Origin of the sequence: Butyrivibrio fibrisolvens, from assembly GCF_037113525.1 — a bacterium.
GTDB lineage: Bacteria > Bacillota > Clostridia > Lachnospirales > Lachnospiraceae > Butyrivibrio > Butyrivibrio fibrisolvens.
The window spans coordinates 3,139,040-3,156,606 of sequence record NZ_CP146963.1 but is presented as its reverse complement, the minus strand read 5'-3'; the positions used below and the strand labels follow the sequence as shown (position 1 = coordinate 3,156,606).

The 17,567-nt window shown below is 35.8% G+C and carries 7 protein-coding genes; all 7 read left to right on the top strand.

From position 1 onward, the window contains the following. The first annotated feature begins 7 nt into the window (after nt 1-7). The 7 genes from WAA20_RS13075 to WAA20_RS13045 all read left to right on the top strand — a co-directional run bounded on the left by WAA20_RS13075 (nt 8) and on the right by WAA20_RS13045 (nt 17,399). On the top strand, nt 8-2,587 hold the full coding sequence (locus WAA20_RS13075) for a DUF3427 domain-containing protein (protein WP_081373716.1): 2,580 nt from the start codon (nt 8-10) through the stop codon (nt 2,585-2,587). 895 nt (nt 2,588-3,482) lie between these two features. Beyond that, the gene (locus WAA20_RS13070) at nt 3,483-3,785 is read left to right on the top strand and encodes a hypothetical protein (protein ID WP_338801187.1); all 303 of its coding nucleotides are present in this window, start codon (nt 3,483-3,485) and stop codon (nt 3,783-3,785) included. Nucleotides 3,786-3,859: 74 nt separating this feature from the next. Next, on the top strand, nt 3,860-5,362 hold the full coding sequence (locus tag WAA20_RS13065) for an AAA family ATPase (RefSeq protein ID WP_338801185.1): 1,503 nt from the start codon (nt 3,860-3,862) through the stop codon (nt 5,360-5,362). Further along, nucleotides 5,349-6,545, top strand: a complete 1,197-nt coding sequence (locus WAA20_RS13060; protein WP_073386265.1) for an HNH endonuclease — start codon at nt 5,349-5,351, stop codon at nt 6,543-6,545. The genes WAA20_RS13065 and WAA20_RS13060 overlap by 14 nt, the downstream gene beginning before the upstream one ends. A 224-nt stretch (nt 6,546-6,769) precedes the next feature. Further along, nucleotides 6,770-7,768 (top strand): hypothetical protein, encoded by a 999-nt coding sequence (locus WAA20_RS13055; RefSeq protein ID WP_073386266.1) that lies wholly within the window; start codon nt 6,770-6,772, stop codon nt 7,766-7,768. A gap of 328 nt (nt 7,769-8,096) precedes the next feature. Continuing rightward, nucleotides 8,097-10,400, top strand: coding sequence for a DEAD/DEAH box helicase (locus WAA20_RS13050; RefSeq protein WP_073386268.1), 2,304 nt, complete (start codon nt 8,097-8,099; stop codon nt 10,398-10,400). A gap of 21 nt (nt 10,401-10,421) precedes the next feature. Continuing rightward, nucleotides 10,422-17,399, top strand: coding sequence for a hypothetical protein (locus tag WAA20_RS13045; protein WP_073386269.1), 6,978 nt, complete (start codon nt 10,422-10,424; stop codon nt 17,397-17,399). Nucleotides 17,400-17,567: the final 168 nt, after the last annotated feature.

The following is a 17,567-nucleotide window of genomic DNA, read 5'->3' as shown; positions in this document are numbered from 1 at the left end:
ATCCTACATGGGAGCGACAGACATCAAAGCCATAGACGAACTATCGAAGCTAGCCAACACCGAGGTTAGAATCTCTTACGATACCAAGAGAACCAGGCTCCATGCTAAAGCCTATGTTTTCTACAGAGAGACCACTTACACCACAGCCTATATAGGCTCTTCAAACATGTCCAACGTAGCCATGACAAGCGGACTTGAGTGGAACGTCAAGGCGACAGCCAAGGACATGGCACCTACCATCAAAAAGATCGAAGCAACCTTCGAAAGCTACTGGAACAGTTCATCCTTCGAACAATACACGGGGGAAAGCTACGACAAATTAAAACATGCCCTCAAAGCCGAGAAGTACTCTGGCGAAGGAGATAAGTACCAGTACATAGTCGACGTTAACCCCTACCCATATCAGGAAGAAATTTTAGACAGGATACAAGCAGAAAGAGTCATCCGCGGCAGGTACAAAAACCTCATCGTCGCAGCAACAGGCACAGGTAAGACCGTCATAGCCGCCCTTGATTACAGACGATTTTGCAATGAAAACCCAGGCTCAAGGAACAGAATCCTCTTCGTAGCACACAGAGAAGAGATCCTCAGACAAAGCCTTGCCACATTCCGCGCAGTACTTAAAGATCCCAACTTTGGCGAACTATATGTTGGCGCAAGCAAACCGGAAAGCCTTGACCACCTCTTCGTCTCCATACAGACCGTAGCATCCCAGAAGCTATACGAATTACTACCACAGGACTATTACGATTACATAGTAGTCGACGAGTTCCACCACGCAGCTGCGCCCACATATCAGGGCATGATAAGCGCCTTAAAGCCACGCGTATTACTAGGCCTTACAGCTACACCTGAGAGAATGGATGGGAAAAGCATCCTCGACTTCTTCGACGGACACATCGCCGCAGAGATCCGTCTCCCGGAAGCCATAGAGCGCAAGCTCCTATGCCCATTCCAGTACTTCGGAGTATCCGATGAAACAGACCTGTCAGAAGTTAGATGGGTAAGAGGCGGATATGACAGATCAGAACTGACTAAGCTCTACTCCCTAAACAGGGAGATCGCGGTTAAGAGGTCCAATCACATCATCAACTCGCTATACAAGTACGTCACCGACATGGACAGCGTACACGGCCTCGGCTTCTGCGTATCCGTTGAGCATGCCAATTTCATGGCAGAGCAGTTCAATGAAAAGAACATTCCGTCAATAGCCCTCACAGCCGATTCCTCTGATGAAGCAAGAATCACCGCCAGACAGAGGCTTGTAAGAGGCGATCTTAAATTCATATTTGTCGTGGACCTGTATAACGAAGGCGTGGACATCCCCGAAGTTGATACAGTTCTATTCCTACGCCCGACGGAGTCGCTTACCATCTTCCTGCAACAGCTTGGAAGAGGACTTAGATTGTCCTTAGGCAAAGAATGTCTCACCGTCCTCGACTTCATCGGCCAGGCCAATAAGAAGTATAACTTCGAAGAGAAATTCGCAGCGCTATTGTCGAACACCGACCACAGCGTTCAATACGAGATGAAAAAAGGCTTTGTGGCCCTTCCCAAAGGCTGCTACATCCAGCTTGAGAAGAAAGTCTCCAGCATAATCCTGAATAACATCAGGAAATCTTTTGGCGACAGGATGGGACTTATATCCCGCATCCAGACCTTTACCCAGGACAGCGGACTTGATCTTACCATAAGCAATTTCATAAAGTACTACAGGCTGAAGTTATCAACTATATATGCCAGATATTCCTGGACCAGACTATGCGCGGATGCAGGCGTCATACCTGACCCCTCCGAGCCGTTAGAAGACCTTATAACCAAAGCCCTACCAAGGATCATAGCCATCGACTCAAGAAGATGGATAGAGTTCATACTAAAGGCCCTCCCATCTATAGGGACGCTCAACATAAGCTCATTAAGTCCTCTGGAAAAAAGAATGCTGAACATGTTCTACGTTACAATCTGGCAGGAAGCAGTAGAAGACTGGAACGATACTAAGGTTAGAAACAACCTCCAAGACCTTGCCGCAAGTACGATGATGGTAAAAGAGATTATAGATATCCTCAAGATCAAGTACGACGAAGTGGACATAATAGATAAACCCGTAGACGCAGGCTTCGACTGCCCGCTTGATCTGTACTGCACCTATACACGTGACCAGATCCTCGTAGCTATGGACTTCTATAAGCCAGGAACCGTGCGCGAAGGTGTTAAGTACCTTCCTGATAAAAAAATAGACATCCTCTTCATAACACTGAATAAATCCGATAAGGATTATTCTCCCACTACAATGTACGAAGACTATTCCATAAACAGCCAACTATTCCACTGGCAGAGCCAGAGCACAACATCGGAAACATCTGTCACTGGCAAAAGATATATAGCCCATGCGAAAGAAGGCAGCAGAATACTACTCTTCGTCAGAGAATTCAAAAAAGACAGCGTCGGCACAGCACCATACTCATTCCTCGGAACAGCTAATTATCTGAGCCATACCGGAAGCAAACCCATGAGCATAGTGTGGAGGATGGATAATCCTATACCGGCTAAGTATCTGAAGAAGACTAATAAGATGGATGTGGGATGACGATGAGTCTATCAAATATTTCATAAAAATAAGGCATCATTTTTGTGAAAAAAAGAGGCTGTAAAAAGCTTGAATACATATACTAATAAAATTAAAATAATAGTAGAGATAAATGGACATTGACAAGTGAAAATTCTCGTAGCCACTAATGGAAAGTGGTGTCTTATGAAGAATAGACTATTAGAATCAATCATCTCCAAAAACGGCGTCGAGAGTACTTGGGTTAGGATTAAGAAAGCATTTAAAGGGTTTATGCGCAATCCCTTTGTAAACAAGATGCGTAAGCTTTGCCTGGTTTTCGCATTATTTGTTTTTCGTGCTCTCTGTAATTACTTACTAAAGATATTCTTCGACTATGTTTTCAATTCCGCAGTATTTATGGAATTCTTCGAGGAGGTGATTAGCAGAATCCTCTGATTAGAGGATTCTGTGAAAAACATTATGAATAATAGTACTTATCATAATACACCGGATCGCAAACAGCAGAAATTTTCTGTAAAGCCAAATGACTGGGGGATACAGTCATTGAAAGGCATGTAACTCAAATCATTATTATTGCGCAGCTGTTTACTAATCAACTTTCTATAATAAGATCAAATAACTGCACTTGTTAATATAATAAAATTATTAGTGGCTATGAGGATTAGCAGTTGTTTCTTTTGATATATATACGAGGAACAATGAAAATGCCAGTTACCGTAATTTAATTTATGGTCGCTGGCATTTTTATTTTGGCATTAAATATAATCGATTAAATACAAAAATCAGTGAATTTCTTATTATATATAATTATTTTGAATAGTATAATTATCTATGATTCGTAAAAAAAGCTGGACTTCGCTCTAGTTCAGAAGGATGTTATAACGGATTCTAAAAATATTAAATCGGGGGATGTATGGAACTAGTATATTTATATGTCGAACATTTGGGAATGTGCATTGACAATACCGAAATAAATTTTAGTAAAGAGTATACGGTTACATATGATAGAAAGAACTGTAATTTAAAGATAAAAAAGGAAATCGATCAAAACAGAATCAATATTTATGGGAATAATATCCAAGACATAAATGTTTTGGTTGGTAAGAATGGAATCGGTAAGTCTACTATAATGAGACTTTTAGGATTACCTGAAAGAGATCGGAGTCAGTATTTTAGATTTCTTAAAAAAAAAAACAAAATAACTTACAGGAAATAAATATAAATAAATGGTTTGTTATTTATCATTTATATGGTGACAATTTTGCAATTGAGGGGTACTGGGTGTCGTTATTGGAAAATTTTCTTATTGATGATCCGGAAGTTAAACCTGTGTACAATATAGGTTTTAAATATGATTTTGAAAATGGAGGTAAAGTTAAGCCGATCAACAGATTGAACGATTCCCATTTTAATAAAGATAATCTGTTTTATATTTATTTTCAGAATAATACAGGGGTTAATTGGTTTAATGAATACGTCCCTGAAGATAAGAATGATCATGAGAGTAGAGATTTTTTTCATAGGATTAGTTGTAATGTCAACAGTTATGAATCAGTAATGAAGTACCTTATAGATTCTTACTGCGATAGTGATTTTTCAGCTAGAATGGGCTCTAAACCTGGAACGAAAGTAGATATACAGCTTAAAAATATTAATAAGCTCAGTAATTCGTTAAGTAGAAAAATAATCAATGACTTAGGTAAAAAAATATATGGGAATGAAGGCAATGTTACCACGAGTTTATATAATGCAGATTCTCAAAGAGAAAATGAAAAATACAGTATTCCCCAACGCTTTGTCATCAACTATCTTGAGACTTGTGTTTATTGCTGTTGTGATCATATTGACTTTACAGATAAAGTTATAGACAATGGAAAAAATAACCCATACAGCAAAATTACTGAATGCGAAGATTCCTACAAGGAACGTAAAAAGTATCTGTTGGAGGTTCTAAGTAAAGCTGAAGGTATATTTATATCAACTTTTCAAAGTATCGTAGAAACACTTGAGAAAATCCCAAGTAAATACTTTGTGAATGCATTTTCAATATCTGCACTAATTAGCGAACTTAAGCCAGGTGAACTAGACGATCTTATGAAGAGATTGGACGAGAATAGTATAAGTAAACTTTATCCTAATCAAAACGTCATTCTAAGTGTAACATTCACCAATATGAGCTCAGGTGAGGCACACTTCATCGATATATTCGCCTCAATCCATGAAGCTTTGCAGACAAGGAAGCGTATGGCGGCTAACACAGTTAATCCCGGGGAGCAGACCTGCATCCTCCTATTAGACGAACCAGATATGTCCTTCCACCCGGAATGGAGCAGGACATTTATCGATAATCTCACTCACTTCCTAAAGAATAGTTATAAGGATATCAACTTCCAAGTAATAATAACGACACATTCGCCGCTGATGCTTTCAGACATACAGAGCGATAGTATTTACTGCTTGGGCAAGGATGATGACGGAAATCTGCAAGTTTCACATCCGAAATATGGTCTTTTGAGCGGAATAAACGATATTCTCATTGATGGCTTCTTTACAAAGTCATTGTTTGGTGAGTTCGCTGAGGGCTTCGCCAAAGACATAGTTAAAAGATTAAATGAGCTTGAAGAAGACATAGATAAATGGCGAATAGACCAAGATGATTTCGACAAGGAATATAAGGATCTAAGCAAGCGTATAGATATTCTAGGCGGTGGCCTTATCAAAGATAGCCTTATGCAGAGACTGACGATGGCAAGAAAATGGTTATATATGAGGAACGGTTATGATCAAGATTAAACTTAAGAATGCTGCGGAAATTGAAGATTGGTACGCCGAGCAGGTAACGGACATAATAAAGGATAAAATCGCAAATTACAGTTCGGACATTACCAGTATATATGCGCACAAAATCATCACTCAGCTTGATGATCATGCCATAAGAGACCTTTTGACAATGCCGATAAGTGGCCTGATAGAAAAGCACACTTGGGCAAAAGCTTATTATGAGGTGGCATGTTTTGTCAGTGAGTTCAGCGATCTGCATGAATACTTGAAGGAACTCTATCAAATCCGTGGCTATGCTCATCATAAGTGTGTGGCAGAGTATCAGAGAGAAAGAGAAGAATACCTGAATAAATATAAAGGCAACAACTTCATAGACGTGATGAAAAATCAATTTCATTCCCCTTGCTCTGCCCCAGACTCAGTAATTTGCCAAAACAATAAAAACATGGAAGAGTTTATTTCATCTGTTTCTGAAGAGTTCGATAAGGTAAATGATGATCTTAGCAAGATCATCAACTATGATTTTCTAGATGAAGACACAGGCTCGGGAAAGAAGGACAAGAGCTCAATCAGAGCCGAGTACGTAAAACGGCTTGGTATAAGAGTTTGCCCATATTGTAATCAGCAGTACATCTATTATTTTGGAGATAGCAGATATCTGGGTGATCTGGACCATATTCGACCTAAGAGCAAGTTTGCGCTCTTTTCAATGTCGATGTACAACCTGGTTCCTGCCTGCAAGCCCTGTAACCAGCTCTTTAAAAGGAGTAGCACAAAGCAGATCCTAAATCCTTATGAGGAGGGATTTAGCAATGATGCCTATCTTCACCTGAATTATAAGAACGTTCGTGAGCTGGTCGGCATAGATCCGGTTACGGATATGGAATGGCGTGTAAACAAGGGACTTAATAGATATCCTGACAAGCAGAAAAATGAAGTTATAAGCCAGAATATAGACAATGCAATCAAGCTCTTTGAGCTGGATGAGGTTTATAAAGGTCATGCCGATGAAATTCAGCTTGCATTGAAGCGACGTTTCTACTATGACTGGAAATATCGGAATATTGTTAAATCATTGGTTGGCACGTCCAGCCTGATCACTCCTAAGCTCTTCTATGGCGTAAGCTTTGACGAGGAGAAATATCAGGATGAGCTAATGTCCAAGGCAATCGATGATGTTGTTTGGAGAAACTAGTAAATAGAATAAAACGAATGGAAAACTGTGGCTGATTGATTAAATTAGCTGCAGTTTTTTGCATTAATCGCATAAACGTTGGCTATTTATCACAATTGAAAATATCATCAAAGATGTTAAAATCATAATAATAAGCTAACAAAGCATAAAATGTACTAATTATGATATTGTTTAGAGCTTATATATGACGCACACCGCTTTTCGATTATTGTAGGGTACAAGTTATGTGGTATTGGTACATAGATCAGGAAACAGAGAAAAGACAAAACCGCATGGCCAAGAAAGCCATGATCAAAACAGGTATAGTATTTTGTATTTTTATGCTGTCATTAGAAGCACTAAAAATCAATCATGACGTAACATCCAAATACGGAAGCTGGGGCCATTACTGGGAACATGAGCATATAAAAAAAGAAAGGCCATATCTGGCTGAAGAATTTGACGCAGCCAGGCAAGCATATATAAATAACGTAGAAAACGCTAGTCTATATGAGATCAAAGACAGCGACCATGTAGAATCAGTAAGTGTAGAAGTTACATCTATCGATAGCCATTACGACAGTACTACCAAAGACCGAATAGGATATTGGCTTAACTATGATAGAGTCGATGTAACGGTAAAAATGGATGCAAGCTTTCGCGAACTCCCAGATAAAGATAAGTGCTATATACTCATCGGTGTCGAAGATGAAATAAACCAAAATCTGGCTGATCTGTATAATCGTAGCAGATATTATCAGCTTTATGAGCAATATAAATGCCCGTATTCCGAGAATTTAATATATAAAGATCTGCATTTACAATTGGAACATACAGAATGGTGCATCTTTACTGATGGCGTAGCTGAGTATAGTATCTATGGCGATTTTTATGAAGTAAGTAAGAAGAATGGTAAGTATACTACTTATCGATACAGGGAAAGAAATGGAGAAATAGTAAAGTTTGAGTTATATCACGAAGGAGACACTAATTCAAGCAGCCAATACACCTCTGATACCGATAAGAAACAATCCGAAGACACGAAGAACACTAACTCCTCTGGCAAAAGAGATACGACAGGCAGCAGCTCTGGCAGCTACGACCCATACGACGTACACGACTACGACTCTGCAGACAAGTTCGCCGATGACAAGTACGAAGAATTCTACGACTATGAAGACGAGTACGAGGATGAAGACGAAGCTTATGATGCAGCGGAAGACTATTGGAATGATGAGTACTAAAGGAAGGGAAACCTGATATGAGCAAGCGAGACAGATACGATAGTGACGATAATAGATATTTCTATGAGCATTATGAGGGAAAAGACTATTACGAAGGCTATTCCGGATTTAATCGTGGGAAAATAGATTTAATAATATACATAATATTCGTGCTCTTCTTAATCTATATTGAAATAACAAAATAATGTGAAGATCAAGTAGAAAAAGTTAAGCGTAATAAAGAATACAATAAAACGATATGATATAATATTCGCAGAGGGAGCCTAGGGGCTCCCTTTTGTTGTATTTAGAGTAAATACTGCCAATGGATTGTGAATAGGAGACGCTGATGATTCCTTATGCACTGTTTAATTCAAAAATAATATTCGAGCCTTTTCAATATAAACCATTCTTCGAATTCTTTGAAAATACTGACAAAGATCTCTATATTGCTGACGAAGTCGGCGTTGGTAAGACAATTGAGGCAGGAATAATTATATCTGAGTTAATAAACGCGGATAGAGACAAAAAATGGGTCATAGAATCCTTAAACGATGTTCATGCACCGAAAATACTAATTTTGGCTCCTCCAGCTATGTGTGCGCAGTGGAAAGAAGAGCTGGAGAGTAAGTTTATGCTCCGCGTGTATGATGCTTACTCTACAAGTCTTGGAATGAGTTATAATGCGCAGATTGTTGTTTATGCTGAAAGTTGGCAACAGCTTGCCAAGATTGAAGATGATGAGAATCAGTATGATCTTCTTGTGGTTGACGAAGTTCATAACTTTAGAAATCAGTATACAGAGAATCCATTTACAAAGATAAAGAAGGAAAGCATACGGTACAAAGCTTTACAGAAGATATGCAAGCGCGCGAAAAGAAAGATTTTTATGAGCGCTACTCCAATATTTAATAAGCAGGCAGATTTTAAAAATGAGATAGAATTCTTGACACCGGATTTTTCTATAACAGCAAGCACAAAGTCAGTTTCTAAATGTTTAGACTTTCAACCTAGAATTGAGTCTGTTCTTGTAAATCTTAATGAGCCAGAAATGCAGTTATATAAAAAAGTAAAGCTGTTTGACGAAATAAATCCGCTAACGAAGTCTGCTGTATATTTGCATGAAGGATGTAGTAGTATGCCTTGCCTTGCCAAGACTCTTATTGAGGCGCCGGAAAAGTTTATTAATTCAATATTCATAGATAATGAGCTTATTACAGATTCCTACTATAGGAAGGTCAAAGACGATATTTTGGAGTTGATAGAAAATGAAGACTATGAAGAAATTAATGAAATGAAGATAACTTCTAATGATCCAGTCGTTTGGGGAATACTTGCCGCATTCCTGGAAAAATTAGATTTAAAAACGTATGGAGATAAGTATCTGGCAGACAAAAATAATGTAGATGATTCGAAGCTAAAGCAACTGGATCTTGTTGTTGAAACAAAATTGACAAAAGAAAATGGCTACGCAATGAACAAAAAGCATATAGTAATTTTTGCGCATTATATTGCTACCTGTAACTATATTTATGAACATTTTGATACAAAGTATGATGACACAAAAATCTTTCTTGCTACCGGCGAAAATACCAAGCAGGAAATAGATAGAAGTATTACTGAATTTAAAGAAACATGTGTAAATGATCAGGTTGATTCAATTATGATCTGCAGTGATGTATGTAGAGAAGGTAAGAATATGCAGGAATGTCAGGTGCTTATCAATTATGATCTTCCCTTTTCGCCGTCCGTTATTCAGCAGAGAATTGGTCGAATCGATAGAAACGGACAGCGACACACACCATTAGTGTTTAATCTTATCTGTAATGTAGATAATGACATTCATACCTATTATGAAATAATTTTTGAAAAGATAAGGATCATCAATGGAACAGCTGGTATTTGTGGCATAGATGTATTGAGAGAAACCAATGAAATCATGCAGGAACAGGTTTTGGAAGAGTGGAAAGCATCTGCCCAAAAAGAAAAATATAAAAATGACATGTCACCGCTTCAAAACTCATATTTAAAGTACTTGCGTAAAGAAAAGCGCACTACATCATTACTTGCTCACTCAAAGAATGAGATAGATAAGGAGATTGAGAATGTTTCTAACTATTCCGATGATGAAGTAATGGAAAAAATGCGACATATATTATTCACAGTTCCGAATGATGAACTAAAGGCTATGCGTGAGGAAGCACACTGCGTAGGAAAAAGAGAAATTGCAGGAAAACTCTTTGATAAGACTTTTGATGAAAACATGGATCTTAGGCCATACTTTATAGACTACATAAAGAAAGAATTAGTCCCTTTTATAGAAAAATCTATTATTAAGTATGATGACAGCGATGATGTTTATGAAGTGGATATATCTGATGTAAAAGAAGAATTTTATAAAGCGATTGCTTCGAAACAGTTGTTTACATGCTTCTCTAACGTCGAAGATCCTGACGGCCAAAAAGGAACAGGAGATATGTACTATGATGAGTTTCAAGTAGTGTTTAATACAGCTGTTTACAAAGAGGTAGGAAATACAGAACACAATAATGGAAAATCAACAGCAGATTTTGAATCAGCTGTTGGAGATAGTTTTGATAATGTATATGTTCCGTTAACACCATTTTCTGAAGTGCTTAGGCAATGCCTTTGATTTTGCAGGAGAATTGTAAATATGCTTATTACCAGAGATATTCTTAAGGATATATTTTATAAGATGTATTTTTATATTCCGGAAGTATCGGATAGAAGGCCATCATATATATCGGAATATGCCAAGTTTTGGAAAAAGTATGGCATTAGTCCAATTAATGCGCAGATTAAGTATAGTGATTCCGATAAAGAACTATTTGAAGAGGAATTTTTCGAATCTGCAAATAGCGTAGATGTAAGCATAATTTATGATGATCATAAGATTATCAATATAAGCGATTCTGAACTTAATAGTGATTTTAATAAAACTATTCGAAAGATATATACTGAAAATCCTACATTGCCAAACGAAGTAAACGAGTATTGGAAAAAACATGCTGCTGAGTTATTGTTTGTAATTTCAAAAAGAAACAAGATTGATAATCAATCGATAAAAAAAGAAGTACAAAAAAGTTTATCTGAATTTAACGACAATGCTCTGAGATTTATCAATGAGCTTATCCAGAATGCTGATGATTGCATATATAAAGACGATATTAATAGGCTTACCATGCGCTTTGATCAAGAGCATTCTGAAATAACAATTAGCTATCCTGAAGAAGGATTTACGTATGATGACATAATAGCGTTATCAAGTATTAATGAAACAAATAAGATGACCAGTTTTGATAAAGCTACCACAACAATAGGTGAGAAAGGGCGTGGCTTTAAGAGTATTTTTGTATATTTTAAAGAAGTGGAAATCGAAAGTGGAGGATATCACTTTAAGTACAATGTTGATGAAGCATCCATGTTCCAACCTATTTATATGGGGACCCCAGCAACGAACGATGGTACAAAGTTAATCCTTAGGTTAAAAGATGAAATAATATTAACAAGTGAAGAAGACACAAAACGAAAAATAAATGCTGATATGAGTGAGCTCATAAAAGATGTCAAGGATTGTTATGGGGCAACGGATCCTAGAAATCTATATAGAAATAATTCAATTTTCTTTACAAGAAACTTTACAGAATTAGTCATGATATTTTCTGATAAAAGGACATCAGAAATTATTAAGATCGTTAATACTCATCACATAGAGGATTCTTCCGAAGAAAGAAAACTTTGGTGGGAGAATCCGGATAATAAGAAGTTGCATTACTGTACGGGATCAATGGAATATTATTCTGTTGAGAATATAGCCAATAAAGATGTGGATAGAACAATCAATACACTTTCGCTTAACTATAAAATACATCTTATCGGTATAGTAAAGTATTTAAATTATGATCAAGGCATCATCTCAAGTCGCTATGGAAAAGTTGATAGTATTCAAACTACATCAATAAAGAAAACTATGCCTATTATCATTTTTGGAGTTGGTGATATAGAGGCAAATAAAGATATTGAGAAAATTGATGTATCTGAGTTTAGCGGACATATGTATACTTATTTACCAACGTCTTTAAATATTAGTCTTCCATTCATATTTCAGATGCCATTTGATTTGGAAGATAACAGATCTTGCCCGAAAAATGATAATGAATGGAACTATTTCCTTTTAGATAAGGTCTGGAATCCTGATGATTCAATAATAAGGGATTGGTACGAATATTCAGCAGATCATAACCTTGTAACTAGTATATATAACTACCTCCCTACACGAAAGAATAGTATTGCATATAATTACAAGACCCTTGCGTTTTATATTGATGATAAGTATAACTTTGATTCTCACGGAGGAAGTAAATATGCCTCATACGCAAAAGCTCAGATTGAAAAATTTAACAAAGAAAATGCAGAAAAGGCAAGACGACTGTTTGCTAATATTGCAATTTTTGAAAACAGTGACACTGATGAATTCATAAACATAACGGAACTGTTGGTTTTGGATAGAACGCTATCACTATTCGATACTGAAGATGGGAATATTTATTGGAAGCATTATAGGAACCAAAATTCTGAGATGCATAGATTCATATTTAATGAAGATGATGAGAGTTCTCAGAAGGTAATTGCATTCCAAAAATATATCAATCATACATCTATCTTGCTTCAATGGAAAAATGTTATGGGCAACGATAAAGTGCATGAATCCATTGAACTTGATTTTAAAGAAAAGGGAAAAAATGGAGATTTCAAAGAATTTGAAAGATTTTCTAATGTATTTTTATCAACTCGAACGTGGTTAACAGCGCTTGGACTGAATAAAATTACGGATATCAAAAAAGATGATATTGAACATATAAACGAGTATGGAGATAGATTGCTATATTTTAAGGTCTCATTTATTGACGGAGATATAAGATGGGTTAACTATCAACTTACCAATAATGCTAATCCTACTATGTGGGTAACTACAGAAAAGGAATTGCTATCTCATAAGATACAAAAAGAGCTTTCTAAGAAGAAATCTATAATTCGAGTATGTGCTCTGAATCTATCTGATAATAAATATAATAATTCTATTATTAGGACTTTAATTAATAGCAGTGTTAAGTCATATGACGAGTTAATTTCCTGTATTGAAAAATGGGAAGATAAAAGATTAAGCCCAGAAGAAAAGTTACAAATTGCAGGAGGATACTATCTTTTTAATTATAATGAGGACACAGATGGAGTTAATTCTTCCATGAGTGCCCTATTTAATGCTGTCTCCGACATTAATGATGAAGATGTAGTTTGTTGTCCACAACTGTATAGAGACGATGAGGATAAGAACTTTATCTGGGAGCAGATACGATTTCTTTCCTGGTATGGAGCTGACAGAAAGAATAATTATGAGCTCAACATTGATTATATATCAGAGAAAATCGCAGAAAAGATCAATCCTTCTTCAGAAACTGTAATAACAAGTCAAGACAAGCATATTACATTTTCAAGCGCTATAGAAGGAAGATATTTATCTGATGAAGAGAAAGATATAGGATTAAAGAAATTCGAAAAGACTTATCATAACTGTGTAGTAAATCCAGAATATTTCAGAAATCTACCTAATAGAAATTTTTTGAAATTTCGAACAACCGGATATTTGTTATTAAGATCAGAAGAGTATTTAAGCGATGCATGTGATTCAGAGACCATGCTGACAACACAATTTATTCAGAGTGTAAGGGAAAGATATTCGAGGGTCGAAGCAAATAAGTATGAAACTGGTAGCATGGGCAGAAATGTTGGGACAATAAAGGCTATTCAAGCATATCAGATCTTCTCATTGATAGATAATAACAATTATCGTGAGGTTATTGGAAAAGAAGGAGATGTATGCAATGAGCTATTACAGAATATAAATGATTTTATTAACCCAGGAACAAGCGTTTCAATAGAGATTGAACAAGGTGCTAATGGCGAGAGCTGGATGACTTTGATCTATGAAGAGAAAGCACATTTAGAAGTAGTAAAAGGCAAAAATGAAGAAAAACATGGCTTTTTACCAAGCGATATTCTTAGTCTGATTTCAATTGGTAATTCAACAAAGAATAAAGAAGGAGAAAAATATACCGGAAACAAAGGGATTGGCTTTAAGAACATCTATAAGATATTTGATCAAGTTTGTGTTGATAGTAATGGATATAGATTCTTCCTTGATGACTCTTATAGTTTAGATCCTGAAGTATTGTTTGAGGAGCTTAATGATCAGGGAGTTGGAAATATATATAGCGACAAAAGCTGCAAAGTTGAAACGATAATGCAGACTATTGGAGATTCTTGGGATGTTATAGATGAAAAAGGCAGAAGAAAAAGATTTCCAATAATTCAGGTTTATAAAGATGATGTTGATAAGAGCTTATATTACAGAGATAACAGAAGTATTGGAGACGGAAGGAAGGCAGCAGACACATTAACTGCATATAAGTTTAGATTTCGGTCTAATGATATGAATCGTCTTTTACAAGCACAACTTAAAGGGCATTATTTACAATGGCTATTTCCGAAGAACAAGGAACTAGCGGAAGGTTTTTCGCTTACAGATTTCAATGCGAATAACTATAATATGGTACTGCTATTTTTGCATAATTTGTCGAAGATTATTCTTTATGAAGATGGAAAGGCAATAGAAGAATACCTAACATATCCAATATGTGACGAAGATGAATCATTAGATTTGAGATGGATTGAATCTGATAAGTTTTATAGTAATAGAGGATTGATGTCTGGACTTAACCTCATTGAAGTTAAGTCTGATAGGTATGAAAACAGAAAGAATACCGAGTCTGATGGTATGTTTGCGTACGTCGAAGTACGATTTATTAAAAGTCCGATATTGGCAACAATAAATAATGAAAAGGTTACAACTAAAGATGGAAGGTTATACATATCTCTCCCCACAGAAATAGATACTGGCGGAGCTGTTCATATAAATATTCCTGCATTAGAAGCCAGAGCTAATAGACGTGAAATCTTCTCTTGTAATATGGATAGGACAAATGAAGGAGAATGGAATCAAAAAATTATTGAAAAAGCATTTGGGAAAGGAGGAGTATTTAAGGATCTTTTTAATAGCTTTACAGAAAAATATATAAACGAAGTGGCGAATTATGCCTTTTTATATGTGCCATTAAACATATTTGATCGCTTTGCAGCAGCATTTCCGCTTTTTGAATCATGTATTAAAGAATTAAAGTACATTCCTTGCATTACTTCTAATGGCTTGAAAATGCGAAGTTTAGGATATATAGAGGAAAAATCAAATGTATTCAAGTTGGATGCATGTATGAGGTCATGGTTTGAGTTAATGGATCCAACGTTTGAAATCTTCTATCAGGAAAATAATAAAGATATTGAGTTCGTAGATATTATTGATGAAAACGAATGGGGATTGTTAGAAGAATTAAATAAACGATATAAATTAAAACCACGGATAGCTTTATATGATAATCGAGATTTCTTTGAGTACATAGCAAAGTATTGGATGAGCTATTATTCGAAGCTTGATGCTTCTTATAAAAAGAAATGTGATAAGTCATTTAGTAATAGAATAAGCCTTATTACTGGAAAAACCGGTATTAAAGATCATTATACTAAATGGCAGCAATGGAAGAAAGTATACAAACAAAGTATGGCTGGGCAAAGTGAAAGTGTATTTATAATTAATATGATTAAAGCCATATGCTTTGATTGTGATGATTTTTCTTCAGCCTTCTATTTTGTGGCTGGTGATATCAACAGAATATTAGAAAATGATAAGCTTGAGATTCCGAAAAAAGTAGTTAATTACTATAAAAAGTATCTTATTGATAAAGGATACTTTGATTTCATGGATTATTATGAACTTCTAAAGACAGAAATAATAAGTGTTGATACAGCAGAAGAGTCAACAGCTATACAGATAAGTGAATTATTTGCATTATCAACGTATACCGGAGAATCAAGTATAAATGGGTTGGTACCTATATACGTAGAAGCTAAGGATATACTTAAGTGTGTATACGACGATCTCGGTGTGAAAAGTCTGGATAATTTAAGATCAGAGATACCTATTTTGTTGATGAACAATACTTTTCAGGAAGCAGATGTGCAGGATTTCTTTTTTGAACTAAAACCAGAAATGTTCGAATATAACTCATTGATGCTAAAACAAGATTCAGAATATGATAGATTAACTACGTCTTGGATAGACAAGGGATTTGTAGTATCCAGAGCAAATATAGCTCAGGCAGATAATATTTATGAATTAGACCAGTTGGATTCAGAACTATACGAGTTATTGCCGACGCTTGAAGATTCAAGGTTATATTTAACACTTCTTAAAAATAGCAATATATGTAATGAAGATATATTGAATAATACTCTACAGTATTGGAAAGAAAAGATTGATGACGGATCTAACAAGGCAGACTATTTTGAGCTGTATATTGAATCGCTTAATGCATTTGCAAGCGATGACAACCGAATAACTATTTATGAACCGGAAATAGAATATGATATTGATTTCTTTAGAAACAAGAAGGTAGTGGCATTATGCAATAAGCTTAGCTGCTGCCGTTCTGGACTAATATTTAAACTTATACTAGATGAAGACAAATATGAATCAAATCCAACTATGTTTTGGAATGAAATTGAGATGAGCCTGACATCAAAAGTGCGAAGTGAGATTGCTTCATTCTATTATGATGTTGAAGATGATGAAGGTGTTAATAGGGGAATAGAACTGTTCCTCGGACATTTATATATGTGTAGCGATAATGTATCACTTGTAGCACACTACCCTTCAAGTCAGTATTTAAGAGTATGCATAGACAGGATTAATTCATTTGTTCTTTTTAAAGACTATACTGAAAGCATTATTTTGCTTCTAAGAGAAGAGTTTGGATATTCGCTTGAAAGTAGAAAGTTTAAGCCATTTGTGAATTTATATGAGTATAATTCGCTATTGCCGCTTGGAACTCAGGAAGAATATGAGTCTGTGAGGGATTATGTGTTTGATGTTCTTGACTCTTCTGAGGATGAGAGTGAGATAAGTAACTTGAAAATGCAGCTTATGTCCTTACAGTATCAGCTTCCGGACAATAGATTAATACGTGGATATGGTATGCAATGTCCATTTATCAGTTCCAATAATGTTATTGAGCAATCTTCATTACAGACCTTTGGATATCCTGTCTTTGGATTCCATATTGCGATAACTCTATATGGATCTAAGGAAGCTAAGGATGTTGTGCAAAAATATGCTTCAAATATGGTGGTGAGGATTGCGAAAAGGAAAACAAAGAAGAAAAAAGAGAAGAAGGGTGAAGATTTCTCTGTAAGTAATGGAAAGTATTCATTTGACGGCAGAGAACTTATATTAAGAGGTTCTGATATTGAGAAAGAGAAGCTCTTGGTAAGCAGTATATTAGATTATCTGATAGGATGTCTAAATGATATAAGTAACAATCTTATCTTTGAGTTTGAGATGAATTCAGATAAAGGAGCAAAGAAAAAGGAAGTTTTAAAACTCGAACTGACACATTGCCATAGGGCAATTATGGTATATGAACTGACTAGGGCAAAGGACGATTTATTAAAAAATGCATGAAGAATTTTGAGAACTAAAATTGCAATTAGCCTTAAAATAGAGTGTTCATGCCTTACTAAAAGTAAAAATATCTCGCGCAATTTAAGAAAGTCACAGCAATAATTGATAAGCCCCCAAATCCAACCAGGTCTATAATCGCCAATGGGTAATCAATCTTATCATTAGGGG